The following is a 22631-nucleotide window of genomic DNA, read 5'->3' on the forward strand; positions in this document are numbered from 1 at the left end:
ATGACAAGGGATTATACAATCAAGTATTCAAAACGAAAAACGATGGGACTCTATATCACTAAGAACGCTGAAATTGAGGTGCGGGTTCCCAATGGAATCCCGCAAAAGGTCGTAGCGGATTTTGTAGCCCAGCACCAACATTGGATTGACACCCACCACGGGGCGGTGGCCCAACAGGTGGCAGAGCGGGAAAATTTTGCATTGCGGTTTGGGGCCAAGCTCCTATTCCTGGGCCACGAATTTCCTCTGGAGCCAATCGAAAAACCAGCTTTCGGCTTTGATGGCCAGCGTTTTTACGCCTATGCCCAGATGTCCACCGAGGAATTAAAAGCCAGTCAGGTCGATATCTACCGCTCTCTGGCCAAAAAAGTGCTCAGCGATATGGTAAAAGATCTGGCCAAACATATGGGACTAAAGCCCAAGGCTGTCAAAATAAACGGTGCCCGCACTCGTTGGGGTTCCTGCTCCAGCGCCGGTAATCTCAATTTTTCCTGGTATCTGGTGATGGCCGAAGAGGCCACCATTCGCTATGTGGTCGTTCACGAGCTGGCCCATCTGATTGAAATGAATCATTCCCCCAACTTCTGGCGAATCGTTGAGCAGGTACTCCCCAATTACAAATCGGAACGGGAAAAGCTGAAACTCCTCCAGAAAAAACTAAGCGTTCAGTGCTGGGAATAAGCGAGATCATCTCGCTTATTTTTTTTGATTAAAAACTTGACAGGTAAGGAAAAAGAGCTTATAGTGTATATATAGTATATATACACTAAGACAAGCGAAATGAGGTGGTAAGTTGAATATTGTCATTAGCAATTCCAGTGACAAACCGATTTATGAACAGATTGCCCAGCAAATCAAGAAGATGATTATCAGCGGGGAACTGAGTTCAGGGGAAGCTTTGCCAAGTATGCGCTTTCTGGCCAAGGAGCTGCGCATCAGTGTGATTACCACCAAGCGGGCCTACTCGGATCTGGAGCGGGATGGCTTTATTGAAACTGTCACCGGTAAAGGCAGTTTTGTGGCCAACCAGAATTTATCATTTATCCGGGAAGAGCAACTGCGGCTGGCCGAGGAGTTTTTGCAGAAAGCGGTGGATATTGCCAGAAGCAGCGATATTTCCTGGGCCGAACTCAGTGAATTATTGGAACTATTGTATAAGGGAGAATAACATGACGAATGCCATTGAAATTAAAAATTTAAACAAAAACTATCAGGATTTTCAACTCAAAGATGTCAGTTTTAAAGTGCCCAGAGGCAGTATTGTCGGCTTTATCGGTGAGAATGGCGCTGGTAAAACCACGACCATTAAAGCGATCCTGAATCTGGTTAGTCGCGATGAGGGAACCATCGAGCTACTGGGCATGGATAGCTTAACCGATGAGAAAAAAATCAAAGAGTCTGTCGGGGTTGTGATGGACGGGTGCAACTTTCACGATAATTTAAAGACCGGTGATATTTCAAAAATGATGAAGAGTATTTATAAAAACTGGAATCAGCAAATGTTTCAGCACTATCTGAAAGAATTCAAGCTGCCAGATAATAAAATCATCAAAGAATTTTCCCGGGGGATGAAAATGAAGCTGCAGATTGCCGTGGCGTTGTCCCACGAAGCGGAGTTGCTGATTCTGGACGAAGCCACCAGCGGACTGGATCCGATTGTCCGGGAGGAAATTCTTGATGTTTTTATGGAATTTATCCAGGATGAAAAACATGCCATTTTGATATCGTCACATATTACCAGTGATCTTGATAAGATTGCGGACTATATTGTCTTTATTCACCAGGGCGAAATTCTGCTTGACGAAGAAAAAGAGACCCTGCTTTCCCAAATGGGGATTTTGAAATGCGGCGAAGAAGACTTCCGCAAACTCGAGGGCAGTGAGTTTATCCGTTATCGCAAGAATCAGTTCAGTTTTGAGGTGCTGGTGACAGATAAGGCGGCTATCCGTAAAAAATATCCGGAGGCGGTTGTGGATGGGGTAACCATTGAAGAAATTATGTTATTTTATGTAAGGGGGCAAAAATAATGAAAGGATTGATCTTAAAAGATCTGCTTAATTTAAAAAGCACATTTAAAATGCTGAGCGTGATGATGGTCTTTTTCGCCGTTGTTTTCTTGCCACAAGGCAATGGTTTTATCTTTGGGATGATTATATTGATGTTTGCCATGATGGTGGTGACCACGATCAGCTATGATGATCTGGCCAAGTGGGACGCTTATGCGTTAACCATGCCGGTGACCCGAGCCGAAATGGTGCTCAGTAAATATCTGGTGATGGTCATCTTAAACACCCTGGGGGCGGTTTTGTCACTGACTGTTGGATTTGTTGGCAGCATTATCATGGGCAAAAGCTTTGATCTGGAAATCCTGGCTATTGTTGGGGTAATCTATCTGGTGGCCTTAATCTTTGGTTCGGTGATTATTCCCCTGATATATAAGTTTGGGACTGAAAAAGCCCGACTGATGCTGTTCCTTTGTGCGCTGCTGCCTACGGCCTTGATTCTATTGTTGGAACAGTTCAATGTCCCCATGCCAACCACCGGAAATCCGTGGATTTATTTATTCTTGTTAATCGGCCTTTCTGTCGCTGGTGTGATCCTTTCTTATCTGATCTCACTTAAGATTTATACAAAAAAAGAGTTTTAGAAAGAACCATTTTAAACGATACCACTTAACGAATTTAATGTGCGTATTGAATACAAAAAGGGGGCTGAGAAATCAGCCCTTTTGGATGTTCGGTATCATTGTAAACGTTCGGTAATTAGTCTTCCAGCCGTTCCTGCAAGGCATCTTCGAAGGCACTGATCCCGATGCGGTCGAGTACGCCACAAATCCGTTCCCCGTCTTTACCGAGCTCCAGATAGGTTTCCAGAATTTTATCAATCAGATTGGGAATCTCTTCGGCTGCATAAAGGTCGGTTAAACGGTCACCAAACCGGTACCCCCGACCCATTCGGCCACCCAGATAGACGGCAATGCCGCGAACCTCCTCGGTGATGGCACCAGTGGTGCAGGCCTGGGCGCATTTTCCACAATTAACGCACTGGCGTTCATTCCAAAGTAGTTTTTGATTGAGCATTGTCAGCGACTGGGTTCGACAGACTTTGGTGCATTTACCGCAGTTTAGGCAGGCATCCCAATCAAACTGGATGTAGGCCTGTCCCACCAGGCCAATATCGTTGGTGTTGGCCTTGGCACAATTGTTGGGGCAGCCCACAAAGGTGATTTTTGTTTTGGCATGAAGATCCCGGCCAAAAAATTGGTCATGGCAGATGCCGCACAGTTTCTGGGTGTCATAAAGGCCATGCTGACAAACCGTGCCCTTACAGGCTACCAGGGGCCGGATCTTTTTTCCGGTGCCGCCGAAAACCAGTCCACCAGCGGTGAGGGCTGATTTAACGGCATCCAGGTTTTCATAAGAGATCCAGGGAATTTCAATGGCTAAGCGAGTGGTTTCGCCCAGATAGCCCCGGCCGTATGTTTCGGCAATTTCGGCCAGGGTCTTTAATTCAGCTGAGGTCAAATTTCCGGCCCGGCTTAAAACCCGAATCGAAAAATATCCTTCCTGTTGCTGGGCTAAGATCCCCTGGGCTTTCAATTCTGCAATTTCGTTTTTTGTGATCACGCAATTACCTGCTTTCCTAAAGGTGTGAGGCAATTCAAAAAAATAAGTGGTCGCAAATAAAAAAAACTTTTCGCCGCCGACCAGTTATCCGTTTTGAATGCTGATATGTATTGTCTCTATTGTATGCCTTATTTCTAAAAACAATATTAAATTTTATCGTCGCAAACGGCTAGAGTTGTGTTAAAATAAACAGAATCACCAAGAAAAAAGGAGCGACTATGCTGATACTTGAACATATCTCAAAAACCTATGGCAATAAAAACGAAAAAGCTGTCGATGATGTCAGCTTTGAAGTACATCCTGGAGAAATTTTCGGATTTGTCGGGCCCAATGGAGCGGGAAAAACCACTACCATCAAAATGATTGTCAGTTTGCTGGCACCCAACAGCGGGAAGATAAGGATCAACGGCATCGATAATCAGACGGACATTTTGGGAGCAAAAAAACAGTTCAGCTATGTACCGGACAATCCGGAGCTGTTTGAAAAGATTAAGGGCATTGAGTATCTAAAATTCATGGCCGACGTTTATCAGGTGCCCGCTTCTGACCGACAGGAACGGATTGAACGATATCTGGACATTTTTGAAATCAAAAATGCCGTCAATGATCCGATTGGATCCTTTTCCCATGGGATGAAGCAGAAGCTGGCCCTGGTGGGAGCACTGATTCATGATCCGCAGGTTTTTATTCTGGACGAACCAATGGTCGGTTTGGATCCCAAGGCATCCTTTGAGCTAAAAAAAATCATGCGGGAACATTGCGACCGGGGCCGATCGGTTTTCTTTTCCACCCATGTATTGGATGTGGCCGAAAAAATTTGTGACCGGATTGCCATTATTAAGAAGGGCAAGCTCATTGAGGTGGGCACCATGGCTGAAATTCGTGAAAAAGCCGGGAGTCAGGAGTCACTTGAGAATATTTTTTTGGAGTTGACCGAATAATGAAAGAAATTATCTCGTTAACCAAATTATTTATCAACGAATCATTGGGATTTTCGTTGTTCTTCTACAATCAGAAGTTTAATAAAAAAGAATTTTACAAACAGTTATTTACCCTGATTATTGTGCCAGTAGCGTTGATCCCGGCCTTTTTTATGTATGTTTCACTCATGTCGGCCACCTATTTTGGACTGACACTGATTAATCAGACCTCGGTTTTTTTAAGCATTGGTTATATTATGGCAACGGTGCTGATCATTGTTTTTGGGGTCATGTACATTCTTTCAGAATTCTATTTCTCTGATAACATTGAAGAACTGATCCCGCTGCCAATCAGTCAACGAAAACTGATCATTGCAAAATTCTTAAGCATTCTGGTGTTTGAATATATTTTTGCGGCCTTTATTTTGATTCCGATTTTGATTATTTATGGTGTCGGTCAGGGCATGGGGCTGCTTTATGGGCTGCTGTCGTTTTTGGTTTTTTTAACTGTCCCGGTGCTGCCGCTCTCATTAATGACCGCCGTGATCATGCTGATTATGCAATCGGCTTCCCTCAAAGGACGCAAGGATATGCTGCAGATTGTTTTTGTCTTTATCGGGATTGCCGTCATTTTCACGGTTCAGATCTGGTTTACCAGCCAATTGGGAAGCGGTGATGAGGCGGATTTTCAGCTGTTGATGAATACGATTCTGACCAATAATGAAGGCTTATTGAACAGCATCGGCTACCTGATGCCGACTAGTTTTTTAATGGCCTGGGCGCTTAATAAAATCACCCTGATGTCGTTGGGCTGGGTTGCAACACTGCTGGGAATCACGCTGTTATCCTGTGCTCTGATGGTTACAGTCGGCAATCGGGTTTATCTTAAGAGCATTGTCAGCGGCAAAATAATCAAAAAGGGTAAACCATTAAGCGGGGCCCAGCGCAGCAAAGTGCTGGGGAAAAAGAGTCACGGAGCGATGGCAATATTTACCATGGATTTGCGGCTATTGTTGCGGACCCCGGTATACTTTTTTAATAATGTCAGCGTGGTGATTATTGCGCCGCTTTGCATTCTCCTCAGTGTTTCATTTATTGAAATTCCCCCGGAAGATTTACAGGGGATGCAGGAATTTTTCAGAGCCATGCCGATTTTGATCAACTTTTTACTGATTGCCTTTTTTATCTTTTTTGGAGGTACCTCAGCCACTACCGCCTCGACCTTTTCCCGAGAAGGAAAAGCCTCCTGGCTGACCCGGATGATTCCGGTGACTGCCAGAGATCAGATTGTGGGGCGAACCGGGGTGGCGATGTTTATTCAAAGCCTGGGGATCGTCTTTACCATCATTGCGGTGCAATTCATTTTCCCCTTACCCTTGTCCACCCTTGTGATAACCATCGTTCTGGGGATACTGGGGTCACTGCCGATTTTGTTGTTTGGATTATTCCTCGATATGAACCGACCGCTGCTCAATTGGGATAACCCCCAAAAGGCCATTAAAAACAATATGAATGTGGTGATCACGCTTTTTGTGGGGATGGCCTATACCGGGCTGTTAATTGGGATCAGTGGTTTGCTGGGATATTTTGTCAATCCAATTTTGGGTTACGGAGTATTTGCCCTGATCAGCGCAATTCTCAGTGTGGTTTTTTACCAGGTGATCAGCCGTCGCCTGGAAGCGGAATTTTTGAATTTTGAAGGTAATTAAAGCCCAGGTTAATGGTTAAGGGGCATAATAGCAAGTAACGAAAACTATAAAAAGGAGTTGACACAATGGCTCTTGACGACGTAAAGAAGAAAGCAAACCGACTTGTTCATGAAATGAGTCCTTATTTATTACAGCATGCCTATAATCCGGTAAACTGGTATCCCTGGTCGGACGAGGCCTTTAATCTGGCCAAGCGACAGGACAAACCGGTTTTCCTTTCAATTGGCTACAGCACCTGTCACTGGTGTCATGTGATGGAAAAAGAATCCTTTGAGGATGAAGCCGTGGCCGAAATCCTGAACAAATATTTTATCAGCATCAAGGTCGATCGGGAAGAGCGGCCAGACATTGATCAGATATATATGACCTTTGCCCAGGTCAGTACCGGTCAGGGCGGTTGGCCCCTTAATGTTTTTCTGACCGCTGACCGCAAACCTTTTTATGCCACCACCTATCTGCCCAAATACTCTCGGCTTGGAAACCCTGGCTTGATTGATGTATTGTTGGGTATTGAAAGCCAGTGGCGAAAAAATAATGAAGACATTATTGATTCTGCCAATCGGATGACCGGACTGCTCAATAATCTGGAGGTGCGAAAAGGGGAAGAGGAACTAAAGCGAACGATCTTTTTTGATGCCTATGATTTTTTTGATGAAAGCTTTGATGACCGCTATGGTGGTTTTGGCAAGGCTCCCAAATTCCCCGCCCCCCATCATCTTTTTTACCTGTTGCGCTGCTATCAGGCCTTTAAGCAGCCCGATGCCCTGGTAATGGTGGAAAAAACCCTGCAGCAAATGTATAAAGGCGGGATCTTTGATCATATCGGTTTTGGGTTTTCCCGCTATTCAACCGATGAACAGTGGCTGGTTCCCCACTTTGAAAAGATGCTCTACGACAATGCCCTGCTGATTATGGTTTATGCTGAAACCTACCAGGCTACTGGCAACATACTCTACAAAAAAATTGCCGAAAAAACCATTACCTATGTCAACCGCGATCTGCGTTCCCCGGAAGGGGCCTTCTATTGCGCGCAAGATGCCGACTCGGAAGGGGAAGAAGGCAAATTTTATGTCTGGTCGATGGATAAGGTGGAAAAAATACTGGGCCAGAAGCGGGCCGAGGTCTTTTTTAAGTTTTATCCGATGTCAAAAAAAGGTAATTTTGAGGGCAAGAACATTGTTAATATGATCGATACTGATCTCGATCTGATTGAAGCTAATCCCGAGTTGGAAAAAGCGCTCGATGAGATGACAGCTGATCTCTTTTCTCAGCGGGAAAAGCGGGTGCATCCCCATAAAGATGATAAGATCCTAACCTCCTGGAATGGGCTGATGATTGCCGCTCTGGCGATGGCGGGACGGATCTTTAACAAAACCGTCTATGTCCGACAGGCGGAAGAGGCCATGGCCTTTATTGAAAACAACATGGCCCGGCTGAGTGGCCGGCTCTACGCCCGGTACCGCAAGGGAGAGTCCAAAATTCTCGGCTATCTGGATGATTATGCCAGTGTCATCTGGGGGTATCTGGAATTGTATCAGGCCAGTTTTAAAACCGAGTATCTTGAAAAAGCGATTATCCGGGCGGTGGATATGATCAACCTCTTTGGCGATGAATTTGGCACTGCTGGCTTTTTTCTCTACGGCAATGATACTGAGCAACTGATTGCCCGGCCCAAGGAAGTATACGACAATGCCAAGCCATCGGGAAACGCCCTGGCTGCTTATTGTCTGCTGAAGCTGGGCAAAATAACCGGAGAGCAGAAATACATCGATATTGTCAACGGGATATTTGGCTATTTTGCCGGAAACCTCAATCAGGCACCGATGGCCAGTACGATGATGCTCTGTGCCAAATTATTCCATGAACAGCCTACTACTGAGGTGGTTTTTGCTGGCTATGAGACCGATGCGACGATTCGTGAAATGAACCGTCACTTAAATCAGCAGTTTCTGCCGTTTTCGGTGGTACTGTTTAATAAAAGCGAAACCGATCTCAAAAAGATCAATGAGTTTGCCGTTAATCAGCAGATGATTCATGGCGAACCGACTGCCTATATTTGTAAAAACTATCGTTGCGAGCAACCGGTGAATGATCTTGAAAGCTTTCTTAAAATTATAAAAGACTGATTAAGATCAGGAAAAATGGGGTAGAACAGAAGCATCACGAGAAAGGCAGGAACGATAATGAACTATCAAAAGAAGGATCAGGAGACCTTATTAAAGACCTTGACCCCGGATCAATATGCGGTGACTCAGAAAAATGCCACCGAACCACCGTTTCAGAATGAATACTACAATGAATACCGCAAAGGAATTTATGTGGATATCACCACTGGCGAACCACTTTTTTCATCCAGCGATAAATTTGAATCGGGCTGTGGCTGGCCCAGTTTTTCCAAACCGATCGATCCCAATGTGATCAAAGAACTCAGTGACACCAGCCTGCGGATGAAGCGGACTGAGGTTCGTAGCGTCACTGGTGACGCCCACCTGGGTCACGTCTTTGAGGATGGTCCGATCACCACCGGAGGCTTGCGCTACTGCATTAACAGTGCGGCGCTGCGTTTTATTCCAGCCGAGGAAATGGAAGCCCAGGGTTATGGCGCTTATTTAAATTTGCTTGAGTAGTTTAGTATAAGATCGTCAAAGGACGAGGTTAATAAATGATGAGAGGTGAAGAAATGAATAGTATTGAATTTGCAATTAAGATGGAACGTGACGGCGAAGCATATTACCGTGAACAAGCAAAAAATAATCAGGACAATCCGTTAAATGCGGTGTTTTTATTATTGGCCGAGGACGAAAATGGTCACGCCGTATTGCTAAAAAATGAGCTGGCAAAAATAAGTTACGATTTAGCTGATAATGAAGCATTGGTAGATACCAACAATGTTTTTAAAGACCGGGGTGATTTTAAAAACAAATTCGAAAAAATCCCCAATCAGCTGGATGTCTATCGGATGGCTCTGCAAATGGAAAAGGACAGCATCGAACTCTATCAGAAATTTTATCAGGAATCAGCAGATGAACAAACTAAAAAACTGTTTGGTTACCTGGTCAAGCAGGAAGAGAATCATTATAAAATCTTTGATAATCTGATTACCCTGGTCGAACGTCCGGAAGAATGGGTGGAAGACGCCGAATTTGGAGTCCGGGAAGAATACTAAAATAAATCATTTCAGATTAACGGTATTAAAAAATAAATGGGCTGGACTACCTTCATTTGAAGAATGGTTTAGCCCTTTACTTATGAAAAAAATAGTCAAGAACGAAAAAAATTGTTAAGATAGTGCTACTATTAAAGTTAAAAGTGAAGGAGTATAAATGGCAGTTTATTTATTTGATCAAATGGAAGAATTTTCAGATGAACTTTTTAAACGCAGTCTGATGTTGCTTCCTGACGAACGGCAGCAAAAGGCAACAGCGTATCGGCAAAAGCTTGATCAGAAATTGTCGGTATTGGGCTATGTTTTGCTGAATTACGGGTTAAAAAATGAATATGGTATTTCGGAAAAGCTTCGCTTTTGTTATTCGGCCAAGGGCAAGCCATATTTAAGCGACTATCCCCAGATCCACTTTAATCTCAGCCATTGTAAAAATGGAGTAATCTGTGCCATTCATACCAGTGATGTCGGGGTCGATATTGAAACCGTGGCGGCCTATGATGGCCAGCTGGCTGAATATGTCTGTAACGAGCAGGAATTAAAATTGATTAATAAAAGCGATAACAAGGCCCTGGCTTTTACGAAAATCTGGACTAAAAAAGAAAGTTTGATGAAAAAAACAGGGGCCGGTCTGAGGGATGATTTAAAAACAATTGAGTCCATCGATTCAGAAGCCATCACATTGGTTGACCCTGATGAAGCCTATGTGTTTTCCATCGCCGGAATGTCATTGGCCGAGCTGGGTTTAAGAACGGAACGATTCAGAGCGTAAAATCGCTGGGATAAAAAATACGTGACAAAACTGGAAAAATTTGATATAGTACTATTGAATTAAGAAAAATATAAGAATTAAATAAATAAACAGGTGTCGGCTGTAATCAATGTATTATAAGCCGGTGAAAAGGGAAGAGGGGTGAAAATCCCCCGCGGTCCCGCCGCTGTAAGAGACGAGTTTCTCCAGGAATGCCACCAGAAATGGGAAGGCAGGAGGCAATGTTGACGCTCAAGCCAGAAGACCTGCCTGTTTGTGTATCTCAAACTCTACGAGAGATGGAGGAGGTTTATTTTTGTGCGCATTTTTGCGGCCTCATTGTCTTGTTTAGAGATAATGAGGTTTTTTTGTGCAAAAATATAAATGAGAGTGATGGAGGAAGATGTCAAAAGTATTAGTAATAGCCGGGACAACCGATGCCAAGACTGTAATTGCGAGACTATTAGAAAATAACCATGACACGGCCGTAACCGTTACGACCCGTCTGGGTGCCGGGATGTTGGAGGAATTTAAGAATCTGGATATTTATCAGGGAAAACTCAATAAAGATCACATTACCCATTTGATTAGAACCCTAAAACCAACCTGTTTAGTTGATGCGGCCAATCCCTTTTCGTCAGAAATAACCCGAAATGCCATCAATGTCTGCAAATTTGAAAATCTGCCCTATATTCGTTATGAACGGGAGCGGGTAAAATACGAAGATGATCCGGATATTACCGTTGTTAAGAGCTATGGGGAAGCCTGTGATGTTCTGATGAACTGCCAAGGAAACATTCTGTTGACTTTGGGCAGTAATAGAATTGATATTTTCAAAAGAATTCCGGACTATTCAAAGCGGGTCTATCTGCGGGTGCTGCCGGACTGGAAGGTTTTAAGTAAATGTGAAAGCCTGGGGTTCAGCCCCAAAAACATCATTGCCATCAAAGGGCCCTATAACGAAGCCCTGAACATGGAACTCTTTAAATACTGCCAGGCAGAGGTGTTGGTGACCAAAGAAAGCGGCAACATGGGTGGCGTCGTGGATAAGATCAACGCCGCTAAAAAGCTGGGAATGAAGATCATTCTTGTTGATCGCATTGAAGAGCAGTGCAGTAATAAATTCAGTTCGGTTGATGCGTTGATTGAATGTATCGATCGTATTGATTCGGTTAAGTAGCGCAGGCAATGGACAGGAATCATAGATAAAGAAAGGATGGGTGCAGATGGAAAACAGTTCAGCCAAACGGCTTGATTTTGTCCGAACGAATGAAAAAAGCGATAACAGCCATCATCATTACAAGCATCATCATCAAATCGGTCACAAACACGGCGAAGGATCAGCCATTGATTATTATGCTTATGCCTCAAAAATCAGAGGCTGGAACCCCAGCTTTAAAGTGGCCTTTTCAGTGTTGACCCTGCTGCTTTGCATCGTGCTTAATAACCCGCTGGTCTCGCTGGCGGTGATTGTCAGCATGGCTTATTTAACAGTTGTCAAAGGTGGCTTACCGCTGGGGGCTTATCTGTCGGTGCTGATGATTCCGCTTACCTTTATCATTTTGGGCACCGTTGCCATCGGCATTGATTTTTCAAGACAGCCAATTGGCCAGTTCAATCTCTATCTCGGCTTTGGTTACCTGTATACGTCCATTGCCAAGCTTAAGGAAATGGTGTTTCTGATGATGAAAGTGTTTGGGGCGATCAGTGCGATGATTATGATGACCCTATCGACACCATCTTCTGAAATTATCGGAGTACTGCGAAAAGCCCATGTACCCAAGCTGATCATTGAACTGATGAATCTGATTTACCGCTATATTTTTATATTGTTGGACGTATTTAACAACATGCGCAATTCCGCCGATTCCCGGCAGGGTTATTGCGATTTTAAGACCTCCTGCCAAACCTTTGGCAATGTCGCCAGCAATATGCTGGTACTTTCCCTTAAAAAGGCCAATGCCTATTATACCGCCATGGAAGCCAGAGGCTATGAAGGCGACCTGGTTTTTCTGGAGGATGAAAAACCGTTTCAGATCAGTCAGGTGATCTACGCCGTCGGGTTTATGCTTTTTCTGCTGCTGCTTTGGTATGTTACAAAATAAGGATTCAATTTGAAAGGTCAATCGATGAGAGAGCCAATACTTAAAGTCAATAATCTTCATTACAGTTATGGAACCGGTAACCCGGCCCTGAAAGGGGTCAGCGTCAATATTTACAATGGTGAGAAGATTGCCGTAATCGGATCCAACGGCTCCGGAAAATCGACGTTTTTTCTTAATGCCAATGGGGTGCTGAAGGCCGATCATGGCGAAATCAGCTATCAGGGTACCGTCATTAATAAAAAGAATTTAAAGGAACTCCGAAAAAACATTGGCATTGTTTTTCAGGATGCCGATAACCAGATCATTGCCTCCACAGTGATGGCTGAGGTTGGCTTTGGTCCGATGAATTTAAAACTGCCCCGGGAAGAAGTGCTCCATCGGGTCGATGAGGCCCTGACTTACATGAATATTCTCGATTTTAAGGATCGTCCACCCCACTATTTGAGTGGTGGCGAAAAAAAGCGGGTCACCATTGCCGATATTATTGCCATGAAATCCGAAGTGATTATCTTTGATGAACCCACCGCCGCCCTGGATCCCCTCAATGCTCAAATGCTGGAAGATGTGCTGGTCAAGCTGGGGCAAGAAGGCAAGACGATGCTGATCTCCACTCATGATGTCGATTTTGCCTACCGTTGGGCCGAGCGGGCGATTGTTTTTGATCGGGGGAAAATCATCGCCGATGGGACACCGCTGGAGATTTTTAAAAACCGGGAAATTCTTAAACAGGCCAATCTGAAGCGGCCGACGATGTTGGATGTCTATGAAATGCTGGTGGAGAAAAAAATGGTAAAGAACACTGATGCTTATCCCACCACCCCCAAGGAACTGAAGATTTTGCTGGAAAACAATTTGTATTATCCTGAATCATCAGTACCGATGATTTAGCGAGTAACGATAAGGGATACAATTATTAAAGATTAAGCAGGTTTTGCAAAAATTAATATGAGCGCTCAACGGTTTTTGCAAACCCTTAATATATAGTAAAACAAGAGGAGGAACTATGAACACACGTTTAAACATTAGAGAAAAAAGATTTGTTGCCGTGGTAGCAGCCATTGCCCTGGTTTTCGGATTTACCCCGGTGGCCAGTGCCATGCACATTATGGAAGGGTATCTGCCCGTTGGTTTCAGTATCGCCTGGGGGGGAATCTGTATTCCCTTTTTAATTGCCGGTTATCTGTCAATTAAGAAAACCCTCAAGGAAAATCCTAAAACCATCACCCTGCTGGCCATGGCCGGTGCCTATGTATTTGTGTTGTCATCGTTAAAAATTCCATCTGTTACCGGCAGCTGTTCCCATATGACCGGAACTGGGCTGGGAGCAATTCTCTTTGGACCGGCAGCAGTTAGCATTCTGGGCATCATTGTTCTGTTATTTCAGGCCATTTTACTGGCCCATGGCGGTTTGACGACGCTGGGAGCCAATACCTTTTCAATGGCGATTGCCGGACCATTTGTAACCTATGGTATTTTCATTCTTTGTAAAAAAATAAAGATCAATCGCCATGTCGGAGTTTTTCTGGCTGCCGCCATTGGCGACTTATTTACCTATTGTGTCACGGCATTTCAGTTGGCCTTGGCCTATCCCTCTGAAAGCGGCGGAGTTGCGGCCTCAATGGTAAAATTTCTGGCCGTGTTTGCGCCAACTCAGTTACCACTGGCGATTATTGAAGGGATTCTGACCGTGGTCATCATTATCGGCCTGGAAACCTATGCGCAACCAGAACTTAATGATTTGGGATATCTTACCGGAGGTGTAAAATAATGACAGCAACAAGAAAAACGGTAATTGGTCTTTTGGTATTGGTGGTATTGATTGCTCTGGTGCCCCTGTTTATCCTGCAGGATGCGGAATTTGGTGGGTCGGATGATGCCGGTAGTGGGGTGGTTTCAGAGATTACCGGAACCGAATATGAACCCTGGTTTACCCCGATTTTTGAAACGGCCATTAATGGTGAAATCCCCGGCGAAGTGGAAAGCTTGTTTTTCTGCATTCAAACCGGTATCGGTGTCGGTATTATTGCTTTTGTGATGGGTCGCTTTGTTGAACGCAAGAAGCAGGAAGAAGGCAAGACCGGCAAGAAAAAAACGAAATAGGTTGCAGTTTAGCGGCAGATCCTTTTAAGAAACAAAAATTAAATTAGGTTTTATTTGCGTATGTCTAAAAAAAAGCGCGTTATTTTCACAATGAAATTAACGCGCTTTTTAAACGATATCAAGAAATCAGTGCCTTTGAATCGTTTGTGTTCAGTCAGAAAATACTATTTGGCTGGTCAAATAGGGATTTTGTCTGCCTGGGGTAATATCAGTGGGTGGCTTTATCATTCAAGTGATTGTGTGCTTTCTCACTTAGATTTCAAAAGTGATATATTTCTGAAGAACCGCTTTCAGCTCCCTGATCCCATCCCCGGTAATGGCACTGACCGGATGAATCTTATCCGGATGGATACCTGCATAAGTCAGGTAACGCCGACTGCGTTTCAAATCGCTATGCCTGTGGTCGATTTTGGTGATGACCCCGATCACCGGGATGTTGTAGGTACAGACAAAATTTGGGGGCACCGAGTTTTGGTGATCGGTGCTGGAATTAATCAGGACGATCAGTCCAGCGTCACAGGTCACATTGATGGCCTGAGGATGAAAACAGGGCAGTTCAATAAACTCACCGGGGGTATCAATAAAATGGTCAGAATAACTGACCTGCTGAGTTTTGCCATAAGTGATCAATTCATTGGTCAGCCGTTGGAATAAGGTGGTTTTTCCACTGCCAATCCGTCCGATCAGGGCGACGCGGTTTTTATTATTTGCCATGAAAATTCTCCGTTAGGCTGATTGGACAAAACGTGCTTCCCGACCGATACAGGCATCGAAGGGGCAGGTTTGACAATCGCAGTAATCCAATAAATCCTCAAAAAGAATGCCTGAAGAACTGTAAAGCGGGCGCATGGTGCTGTAGGGGGTTATTTCCATGCCGATGCTTTTGGTCGAGTTGCCAAAGGTATTGAAGATGATTTGATTGGCCTTAATCGACCAGTCCGGGAGTAGTCCGGGATTGACCATCCCGATGTTATCAAAGCCGTTCTCCAACTGGATCGTTTTTTTCAGATAGCGCATCGCTGAAGCCATAACCGGCAGTTTAAGCGAATTTACCAGATATTTTTCGGTCTGATTGAGGTTGGTTGGCATGTCGCCGATGGTCAGCAGGTACAAAAACACCCTTTGATTGTCCGATAAGAGATGTTTCAGGATTTTACTTTTATATACATGGCCGCCGATCAGAATCGTGTTGCCGGTGGTTGTTTCGACCGGACATTCTTTGAGAATGGCCCGGGGTTTAAACCGTTGGCTTAAAATATTCGCAGCATGGCTGTACTCTTCATAAGCAGAGGAATCCGCCTCAAGGGGCTTCTTTCCCAGCAATTTTTCAATATCTGTTCCAATGGGAATCTTTTTGATAACAACGTCTTTCATTTTTTTCCTCTTTTCTTGAGTGTTCAGTTTTTTTATTTCTGCAAAAAAATAAAAAAACCTTTTCAAAAAAAGGTTTACAAATGCGGGACTATTTCAGTGACGTCATTTAATTAAAGGAGAACGTCATTTCGTTTTCTTCTCACATTTTGCAGCCTTCTTTGAAGCTTCAAACAGATGATGCGTTTACAAAAATATCCTGACTTGGAGGGACTCCCTGCACCCAGCCTTCTCGGTTTTCCCAATGACTGAATACGTCCATATTCTCCTTACAGTAGCAAAGAAACTGTCGCAGATTTTCACCGCGTTCCTTTTGTAAATGCTTTTCTATGCCAATAATAAACTAAAAATGGGTGTTAATCAAGTCTATTATTGTTTTTTTCAAGATGAAGGTAAAATACGTCCTTGGATTAGAGACAATAACTGACTTAAATACTATTTGCAAAGCCGGAGATCTCAGCTACGCTAAAACACAGAAACGGAATTGCTATCCGCTTCTGTGTTTTGAATTGAGATTCGTCTAGTCAACCATAACCATAACCGATGTTGCTTTGATGACCGCAGTTGCATCACCGCCGACGACTAATCCAAGATCTTTGATTGCCGCCATGGAAATTGTTGCTGAAATAATGTTGCCATTTCCAATATCAATTTTCACGATCCCGCTCACCGCACCATCTTCAATTGCAACAATTTTTCCTTTTAACTGGTTTCTCGCACTTAATTTCATTTTGACACCCCCTTTCTGACAAGGTAATCATTACTACCTTTTTAATTTTACCCATTTTAAGCCAGACAAAACGGTGTTAAACGGCGAAGCGCATTTAACCGAAATGATCTCTTGACATAAAAGAAGGGTATACAATATAATAACATTCATAACAAAACAAAACAATACTAAGTGAATCAAAAGGAGAAGTTGAGTGAAACGTAGCGGAAAATGGTTCGTAGTTTTATTGGTAATGGGAACACTGCTTAGTCTGTTGTCAGGCTGTGGCAGCAATTCAAGTCAGACCGAAGAAAAGGCTGATACGACAAAAAGCCTTGATGGTCAAACGTTGTTTGTATACTGCGGAGCCGGGATGACCAAACCCTTTGGTGAGATTGCCGATCAGTTTAAAGCAGAAACCGGTTGTGACATCCAGGTGGTTTATGCCAATGCCGCTCAAAGCCAGAATCAGATTCAGACAACTGGCGAAGGTGATTTGTTTATTGCTGGCTCGGCTGATGAGCTCAAACCGGTTCAGGATAAGGTAATCGAAAGCATCGATCTGGTTAAACACATTCCGGTGCTGGCGGTAAAAAGCGGCAATCCGCTTGGCATCACCGGCTTAAACGACTTAACCGGGGCCGGGGTCGAAGTTGTGTTGGGGGATGGTGAAGCGACACCAATCGGCAAGATCGCCAATAAGGCCTTAACCGACCTGGGCATTTTAAACAATGTGAATGTCGTCGCCCGGGCCGCAACCGCCCCGGAAATAGCCAATGCCCTGTCAGTAGACGAATGCAATGCAATTATTATCTGGAAAGAAAATGTGCCAGCCAATGCTGAAATTGTCAATACCCCAAACCTCAATGCCTATGTAAAAACAGTCCCGGCAGCCAAATTAAGCAGCAGTGCCAATACAGAAGCGCTGGCAGCGTTTATGACCTATCTGGATTCGGATCCGGTCAAGACGATTTGGGAAAAAAACGGTTATGAAGTACTCAACTAGACTGTTGGTATGAGATGGAAAATATCAACCTTTGATTTTTTTGAAATCCTGACCATTATTATTACCTTTATTGTCATTATCTTTACGACGGCCTTGATATTGGCAATTGTACTTAAAGGGATCCCTTATTTAGGGGCCGCGTTTTATTCGGAGGAAGTACGGTTCTCCATCAGGCTAAGCTTATATACCGCCAGTATTGCGACGCTTATTTGTATGTTGCTGGCGATACCGACTGCTTACGCATTAACCCGGACCGTATTTCCATTTAAAAAGGCATGTCAAATGATAATTGAACTGCCGCTGTCGATGCCCTATCTTGTTTTGGGGCTTAGTTTGTTGATTATTTTCTCCTCGGATTTTGGGAAAGCCTTAAAAGAGCTGGGGTTTAAAGTCGTATTTGATAAAAATGGGATTATTATCGCCCAGACAGTTGTCAATTTACCGTTTGCCATTCGCTTTATTCGCACGGCATTTGAAGAAGTTGATGAGCGGCTGGAATTTATCTCCGGTAGTCTGGGAGCGACAAAGTGGGAGCGATTTATCACCATTACCCTGCCCCTCGCCCGAAATGGTATTTTTTCAACGATTATTCTGACATGGTCGAGAGCTTTAGGCGAGTTTGGCGCGACCCTGATGCTAGTCGGTGCGACGCGGATGAAAACCGAAACATTGACGACATCGATATATTTGAATCTGGCGACTGGTGATACCGGAGCCTCAATGGCTTCGGCGACAGTGATTCTGATCATTTCGCTGCTGTCTTTGTTTCTGACGAATTGGATCGGTCGAAAAAATAAGCAAGAAAGCCGGATGAAGGATGTGAATAGATGGTAAATGCAATGGTTGAAATTAACAATTACTCCGTCCAACTGGGAAAATTCAAGTTGAATCAGATCAACTTAAACATCGGTGAGAAAGAGATCTTTGCGGTTTTAGGCAGAACCGGGTCGGGTAAGACCGTTTTGCTTGAATCGGTCGCAGGATTTTACCGGAAATTTTCCGGAAAAGTAATGATTCAGGGGATCCCGGTCATCGATGTACCGCTGGAAAAGCGAAATATTGGTTTTGTTTATCAGGACTTTGGTTTGTTTCCCCATATGACTGTTTTTGATAATATTACCTATGGATTAAAAATCCGCAAGATGGACAAAGGCGTTCAAAAAGAAAGGGTCGATAAAATGGCGGAAATATTATCAATCGGCCATATTCTAAAACAATATCCCGGAACCTTAAGTGGTGGCGAACGACAGCGAACGGCACTGGCCCGGGCTTTGATTTTAAACCCGCAGCTGCTTTTGATGGATGAACCCTTTTCATCTCTGGACCCGGCAACCAAAGAAAACATGTATGAACAGATTAATAAAATTCATGACATTTTTGGCTGCACGATTCTATTTGTGACCCATGATTTTAATGAAGCTCAGCGCATGGCGGATCGAATCGGCATCATGGTCAATGGTGAATTAAAAGCCGTCAGAAAAAGTACCGACTTATTTGAGTGGTGTCAGGATGAAGAAATCAATCAGTTTTTGGGCAGGAATTATGAAGGGAGCGTGCACGAATGAAAGAGCAAGTGTTTGCGGTAGACGGAATTATGTGCCCCAAATGTGTCAAGAAAATTACGGAAGTACTATTAAAACAAGATGGGATCAATCAGGTTGGGGTCAGCGATGATTATCAATCCGTTACCATTCTATTTGACGAACAGCGGATCATCGCCGATACTATCAAAGACAGCATCGAAACAATCGAAGGCAAAGCATTCAAAATAATCACCTGAAACGGAGGAAAAAATATGTCATTTATATCAATCAACGAGATTGACCAGTTAATTAATGAGGACGTTCCCTATATTGATTTGACCAGCTGGGTTTTGGGGGTCAGGGAACAGCCGGGAAAAATTGCTTATTTTACCCGGGAAGATGCGGTTGTCTGTGGCACCGAAGAAGTCAGTTCGGTCTTTGAGCGATTACATATCAAAACAGAATCGATGGTGGCTTCAGGGCAGAAAGTCAGTGCCGGTGACGAACTGATTACCGGCACGGGACGGGCCGAAGATTTACATAAAGCCTGGAAGGTGGGTCAGAATATTCTTGATAATTGTTCGGGAATTGCCACCAAAACCCGAAAAATGGTGGATATGGCCAAGAGTGTCAGTCCGAACACAGCGATCTTGACAACCCGGAAGGGATTTCCCGGAACCAAGGCATTGGCGATCAAGTCGATTATGTCCGGCGGGGCCATGCCCCATCGGTTGGGTTTATCGGAAACGATTCTTATTTTTAAACAGCATCTGAATTTTATTGGCGGGTTTGATGGTCTACTAAAAAAAATGCCGGAGCTCAAAGCGGAATGCTGTGAAAAGAAAATTATTGTCGAAGCCACCACTTTGTCCCAGGCAATTGATCTTTGCCAGGCCGGGGTAGATGGAATCCAGTTTGATAAGCTGACGGTCGAAGATCTGAGCGCAGCGGTTAAGCAGTTGCGCAGTGAATTTCCTGGCGTTGTGCTGCTGGCAGCAGGCGGCATCAATGAGACGAATATTTCCGCTTATGCCAGCACCCAGGTCAATGGCATTGTGACAACCTGTCTCTACAGTGCCAAACCCATTGACGTTGGAGTTAGAATTAATCAATAGCATCATTTCAGGATACAAGCGTGGTGACTTGTATCTTTTTTTGTTAAGTGATCAATACGGGATGGACTTCGATTTAATCAATTCCATTATTGACATATGCTATTTATGGCTTATAATATTGTATAGCAGGATCGATTATTTACGTGGTGCAAAAAATAAGAAAAAAGCGGGGAAATGAAGATGGAAGAAAACAAGAATCAATTGCTCAATGATTATGCAATCGAGAATTTCAAAAGTGGCTTAAACTGTGCGGAAAGTGTTTATGATGCCTTGCTTCGTGCCGGAGTTCTGGATGTTCCCCGGGAAACGATTGCGATGTGTACCGGTTTTGGCGGTGGTATCGGCCTTGTCGGTGAAACCTGTGGTGCGTTATCAGCTGCCGTGATGGCAAACAGTGCGGTCTATGGCCGCAAGGATCCCTGGAGCATCGATGCTGAGATACGTGGCCCGGAAGTCGGACAAAAATATTACCGACGTTATAACAATCTGGTTGGCGAGTTCTGCAAAGCCAATGGTGGGGCAACCTGTCGTGGAATCTGTGAGCCGTTTGAAGATTGGAATGGAAAAGACCGTCGGCTTCACTGTATGAAAATGGTAGGAACAACCGCTCAATTAGCGTACAAATATCTGCAAATTCCGCAAAATGAAGCCTTCGAGCTGCCATATGGCGAAAAAATGAGTGATAACAACAAAAAATGAGAGCTGGAAAAAGGAGGGCGGCGTAAAAATGTATTTAGCGATATCGATGGACGGTAAAACGCTGGAAAATAATGTTTCGCAGCAGTTTGAGACGGGGAAGTATTTATTGGTGGTCGATACCACGAATTTAAGTGTGAGTGCAATTGAAAACTGCCAAGGTTTTTCGGCAGAAAGCTTGGCGCAAAAAGTTATTGATCTTAATTGTGAAGGGATTATCACCGGAGCAATCAGTGATCCGCAGGCCTTTGAGATCCTGGCTGATGCCTGTATTACCCGTTTTCTGGGGTCTGGCAAGACGGGCATGGAAGCCCTTGATTTAATGAAGAAACGTGACCTAAAGCTCATCAGAAACATTGAAGGTACCGATGGTTGTGGTGGCGATCATGACCATCACCATTAAACAATAGCTTATCACAGAAAAAACCCTAAAATATAGGGTTTTTTCTGCGTATAAGGATGCTTTAATTACTATCCTTAAAGCCGGATTTCGAGCAATCCGGTCAGCGGATCGCTTATTCGAAATCCGCACCGCAAAAAGATGGGGCTCTAAAATAATCAGGCTTCCCAAACAACAAAATAAACCCCATCCGCTCGCTTTTGCCCCTTGGCCAGCTCGAGATGTCGCAGGACGGACATATTGGTGCTGATTTCATCTGGCGTTAAGCCGAATTTTTCGACGCATTGCGGCATGGTTACACCACCGCAATCTTTCATAAATAAATAGAGATTCTTTTGCGGATCGGTTAAACCGTCAATGCCGGTCTGGCCGGAATTTTTGCGATCGAGTTTGGCACTGTGAACGGCACTGGGGTCGCAGGTCTGGGTCACCTTATGTTGGCCCATGGCACAATCATCACAAAAAATTTTTCCTTTGACTTCATAAACATCATCGTCTTCAAGATTGATTCCACAACTAAAACATGTTTGCATAGCTACTCTCCCTGGCATTTCTAAAAATTCTGGTTATTGTAACATACTGATCAAAATAAAAATAATTTTAATCGACAGCCTGATTAATTACATATCATATCATTTTTGCGGCGGGCTTGCTATAGCATTGAATAATTTTATCATGATGAGAAATCACGGCGGTAGTTATTGACATATGTTTATTATGGCATATAATACTTATAAAAAGCGGAATACAGCGTTGATCGAAGATCGGTGTTAAGGCGAGAAAGGATAAATTTGAAATGAAAAAAGAGAATCAACAAGCCGAGTTGATCGGGGCAAAATCACATCAAAATTTAAATACAGGACATCGCAAGTTGGCAAAGGATTTATTCCGACAAGGATATAATTGTTCTCAAGCCGTTTTGCTGGCGTTTAGCGATGAGTGTGGCCTGGACTTTGAAACGGCTGCCAGGCTTAGTTCATCCTTTGGCGCAGGAATGGGAAGACTTAGAGAGGTATGCGGTGCAGTGACCGGGATGTTTATGGTGGCAGGTCTGCTTTATGGCTACAGCGATCCCCAGGATCAGTCCGGAAAAACCGCCCATTATCAGCGGATTCAGGAGCTAGCCAAACAATTTGAGGACAAAAACCAGTCGATCATCTGCCGGGAATTACTGGGACTGGGAGCAGGCAAGGATAGTCCGGTTCCGGAGCAGCGAACCGCAGCATACTATCAAAATCGGCCCTGTGAAGCGTTGGTGGGGAATGCAGCAGCGATAATGGCAGCATATATTGAAGGACAAAAATTGCACCAACAGGAATGACACCACTTACTTAGGTTAGCAAAATCTGGAAGCTTAAGGCGAGTAATTAAATTCAAATAGTTATTGACATATGTTTTTAAAGAGGTATAATCATAAGTGATAAAAACATATGTCAA

The 22631-nt window shown here is 44.0% G+C and carries 28 protein-coding genes and 2 riboswitches; of the genes, 23 read left to right on the forward strand and 5 right to left on the reverse strand.

Going from position 1 to position 22631, the window contains the following annotated elements:
- From ACWI_RS15780 to ACWI_RS15795, 4 genes are all read left to right on the forward strand, one after another.
- The gene (locus ACWI_RS15780) at positions 1-681 is read left to right on the forward strand and encodes a M48 family metallopeptidase (RefSeq protein ID WP_070372412.1); all 681 of its coding nucleotides are present in this window, start codon (positions 1-3) and stop codon (positions 679-681) included.
- A gap of 112 nt (positions 682-793) precedes the next feature.
- Entirely contained in the window at positions 794-1168 is a 375-nt protein-coding gene (locus ACWI_RS15785) for a GntR family transcriptional regulator (protein ID WP_070372413.1), read from the forward strand.
- Position 1169: 1 nt separating this feature from the next.
- On the forward strand, positions 1170-2027 hold the full coding sequence (locus ACWI_RS15790) for an ABC transporter ATP-binding protein (protein ID WP_070372414.1): 858 nt from the start codon (positions 1170-1172) through the stop codon (positions 2025-2027).
- Positions 2027-2647, forward strand: a complete 621-nt coding sequence (locus tag ACWI_RS15795) for an ABC-2 transporter permease (RefSeq protein ID WP_070372415.1) — start codon at positions 2027-2029, stop codon at positions 2645-2647. The genes ACWI_RS15790 and ACWI_RS15795 overlap by 1 nt, the downstream gene beginning before the upstream one ends.
- 115 nt (positions 2648-2762) lie before the next feature.
- Here the strand turns inward: ACWI_RS15795 and ACWI_RS15800 are convergent, their stop codons facing one another.
- Positions 2763-3626, reverse strand: coding sequence for a 4Fe-4S binding protein (locus tag ACWI_RS15800; RefSeq protein ID WP_084633756.1), 864 nt, complete (start codon positions 3624-3626; stop codon positions 2763-2765).
- A 218-nt stretch (positions 3627-3844) separates the two neighbouring features.
- Between ACWI_RS15800 and ACWI_RS15805 the strand changes: the two genes are divergently transcribed.
- The 11 genes from ACWI_RS15805 to ACWI_RS15855 all read left to right on the forward strand — a co-directional run bounded on the left by ACWI_RS15805 (position 3845) and on the right by ACWI_RS15855 (position 14374).
- Positions 3845-4567: an ABC transporter ATP-binding protein gene (locus tag ACWI_RS15805; RefSeq protein ID WP_070372416.1), complete on the forward strand. Its 723-nt coding sequence runs from the start codon at positions 3845-3847 to the stop codon at positions 4565-4567.
- Complete coding sequence (locus ACWI_RS15810) at positions 4567-6255, forward strand: ABC-2 transporter permease (protein WP_070372417.1); 1689 nt, start codon at positions 4567-4569, stop codon at positions 6253-6255. The genes ACWI_RS15805 and ACWI_RS15810 overlap by 1 nt, the downstream gene beginning before the upstream one ends.
- Before the next feature lie 65 nt (positions 6256-6320).
- The gene (locus tag ACWI_RS15815) at positions 6321-8381 is read left to right on the forward strand and encodes a thioredoxin domain-containing protein (RefSeq protein WP_070372418.1); all 2061 of its coding nucleotides are present in this window, start codon (positions 6321-6323) and stop codon (positions 8379-8381) included.
- 57 nt (positions 8382-8438) lie between these two features.
- Positions 8439-8882 (forward strand): peptide-methionine (R)-S-oxide reductase MsrB, encoded by a 444-nt coding sequence (gene msrB / locus ACWI_RS15820; protein WP_084633757.1) that lies wholly within the window; start codon positions 8439-8441, stop codon positions 8880-8882.
- Between the two features lie 35 nt (positions 8883-8917).
- Positions 8918-9421, forward strand: coding sequence for a ferritin-like domain-containing protein (locus tag ACWI_RS15825; RefSeq protein ID WP_338076031.1), 504 nt, complete (start codon positions 8918-8920; stop codon positions 9419-9421).
- 157 nt (positions 9422-9578) lie between these two features.
- Entirely contained in the window at positions 9579-10190 is a 612-nt protein-coding gene (locus tag ACWI_RS15830; RefSeq protein WP_070372419.1) for a 4'-phosphopantetheinyl transferase family protein, read from the forward strand.
- A 74-nt stretch (positions 10191-10264) separates the two neighbouring features.
- Positions 10265-10457, forward strand: a riboswitch (cobalamin riboswitch).
- 115 nt (positions 10458-10572) lie between these two features.
- Positions 10573-11349 (forward strand): precorrin-6A reductase, encoded by a 777-nt coding sequence (gene cobK, locus ACWI_RS15835; protein WP_070372420.1) that lies wholly within the window; start codon positions 10573-10575, stop codon positions 11347-11349.
- Positions 11350-11395: 46 nt separating this feature from the next.
- Positions 11396-12274 (forward strand): cobalt ECF transporter T component CbiQ, encoded by an 879-nt coding sequence (gene cbiQ, locus ACWI_RS15840; protein WP_070372421.1) that lies wholly within the window; start codon positions 11396-11398, stop codon positions 12272-12274.
- Positions 12275-12298: 24 nt separating this feature from the next.
- Positions 12299-13162: an energy-coupling factor ABC transporter ATP-binding protein gene (locus ACWI_RS15845; protein ID WP_070372422.1), complete on the forward strand. Its 864-nt coding sequence runs from the start codon at positions 12299-12301 to the stop codon at positions 13160-13162.
- Positions 13163-13277: 115 nt separating this feature from the next.
- Complete coding sequence (locus ACWI_RS15850) at positions 13278-14042, forward strand: energy-coupling factor ABC transporter permease (RefSeq protein WP_070372423.1); 765 nt, start codon at positions 13278-13280, stop codon at positions 14040-14042.
- Positions 14042-14374: an energy-coupling factor ABC transporter substrate-binding protein gene (locus ACWI_RS15855; RefSeq protein WP_070372424.1), complete on the forward strand. Its 333-nt coding sequence runs from the start codon at positions 14042-14044 to the stop codon at positions 14372-14374. The genes ACWI_RS15850 and ACWI_RS15855 overlap by 1 nt, the downstream gene beginning before the upstream one ends.
- 252 nt (positions 14375-14626) lie before the next feature.
- Here the strand turns inward: ACWI_RS15855 and ACWI_RS15860 are convergent, their stop codons facing one another.
- The 3 genes from ACWI_RS15860 to ACWI_RS15870 all read right to left on the reverse strand — a co-directional run bounded on the left by ACWI_RS15860 (position 14627) and on the right by ACWI_RS15870 (position 16475).
- Positions 14627-15088, reverse strand: a complete 462-nt coding sequence (locus ACWI_RS15860) for a EutP/PduV family microcompartment system protein (RefSeq protein WP_084633758.1) — start codon at positions 15086-15088, stop codon at positions 14627-14629.
- A 12-nt stretch (positions 15089-15100) separates the two neighbouring features.
- Positions 15101-15748: a hypothetical protein gene (locus ACWI_RS15865; protein ID WP_070372425.1), complete on the reverse strand. Its 648-nt coding sequence runs from the start codon at positions 15746-15748 to the stop codon at positions 15101-15103.
- Between the two features lie 174 nt (positions 15749-15922).
- Positions 15923-16097, reverse strand: a riboswitch (cobalamin riboswitch).
- Between the two features lie 168 nt (positions 16098-16265).
- Positions 16266-16475 (reverse strand): TOBE domain-containing protein, encoded by a 210-nt coding sequence (locus ACWI_RS15870; RefSeq protein WP_070372426.1) that lies wholly within the window; start codon positions 16473-16475, stop codon positions 16266-16268.
- Positions 16476-16668: 193 nt separating this feature from the next.
- Here ACWI_RS15870 and ACWI_RS15875 point away from each other — a divergent pair, with 193 nt between their 5' ends.
- The 7 genes from ACWI_RS15875 to ACWI_RS15905 all read left to right on the forward strand — a co-directional run bounded on the left by ACWI_RS15875 (position 16669) and on the right by ACWI_RS15905 (position 21197).
- On the forward strand, positions 16669-17460 hold the full coding sequence (locus tag ACWI_RS15875) for a substrate-binding domain-containing protein (protein ID WP_242871636.1): 792 nt from the start codon (positions 16669-16671) through the stop codon (positions 17458-17460).
- Positions 17461-17469: 9 nt separating this feature from the next.
- Positions 17470-18294, forward strand: a complete 825-nt coding sequence (locus ACWI_RS15880) for an ABC transporter permease (protein WP_070372427.1) — start codon at positions 17470-17472, stop codon at positions 18292-18294.
- Positions 18288-19025 carry an ATP-binding cassette domain-containing protein gene (locus ACWI_RS15885; RefSeq protein WP_070372428.1) on the forward strand — a complete coding sequence of 246 codons (738 nt, stop codon included), beginning with the start codon at positions 18288-18290 and terminating at the stop codon, positions 19023-19025. Before ACWI_RS15880 ends, ACWI_RS15885 begins: the two co-directional genes overlap by 7 nt.
- Positions 19022-19240, forward strand: a complete 219-nt coding sequence (locus ACWI_RS15890) for a heavy-metal-associated domain-containing protein (RefSeq protein ID WP_070372429.1) — start codon at positions 19022-19024, stop codon at positions 19238-19240. Before ACWI_RS15885 ends, ACWI_RS15890 begins: the two co-directional genes overlap by 4 nt.
- A gap of 15 nt (positions 19241-19255) precedes the next feature.
- A complete protein-coding gene (gene modD, locus ACWI_RS15895; RefSeq protein ID WP_070372430.1) occupies positions 19256-20098 on the forward strand; it encodes a ModD protein in 843 nt (280 codons plus the stop codon).
- A 180-nt stretch (positions 20099-20278) separates the two neighbouring features.
- Positions 20279-20797: a C-GCAxxG-C-C family protein gene (locus tag ACWI_RS15900; protein WP_242871637.1), complete on the forward strand. Its 519-nt coding sequence runs from the start codon at positions 20279-20281 to the stop codon at positions 20795-20797.
- Between the two features lie 28 nt (positions 20798-20825).
- Entirely contained in the window at positions 20826-21197 is a 372-nt protein-coding gene (locus ACWI_RS15905; protein WP_070372432.1) for a NifB/NifX family molybdenum-iron cluster-binding protein, read from the forward strand.
- Between the two features lie 155 nt (positions 21198-21352).
- Here ACWI_RS15905 and ACWI_RS15910 read toward each other — a convergent pair whose 3' ends face one another.
- Positions 21353-21727: an LIM domain-containing protein gene (locus tag ACWI_RS15910; RefSeq protein ID WP_070372433.1), complete on the reverse strand. Its 375-nt coding sequence runs from the start codon at positions 21725-21727 to the stop codon at positions 21353-21355.
- A 263-nt stretch (positions 21728-21990) separates the two neighbouring features.
- On the opposite strand from ACWI_RS15910, the gene ACWI_RS15915 reads away from it, so the two are divergent.
- The gene (locus ACWI_RS15915; protein WP_070372434.1) at positions 21991-22515 is read left to right on the forward strand and encodes a C-GCAxxG-C-C family protein; all 525 of its coding nucleotides are present in this window, start codon (positions 21991-21993) and stop codon (positions 22513-22515) included.
- Positions 22516-22631 lie beyond the last annotated feature (116 nt).

The organism is Acetobacterium wieringae, assembly GCF_001766835.1.
GTDB lineage: Bacteria > Bacillota > Clostridia > Eubacteriales > Eubacteriaceae > Acetobacterium > Acetobacterium wieringae.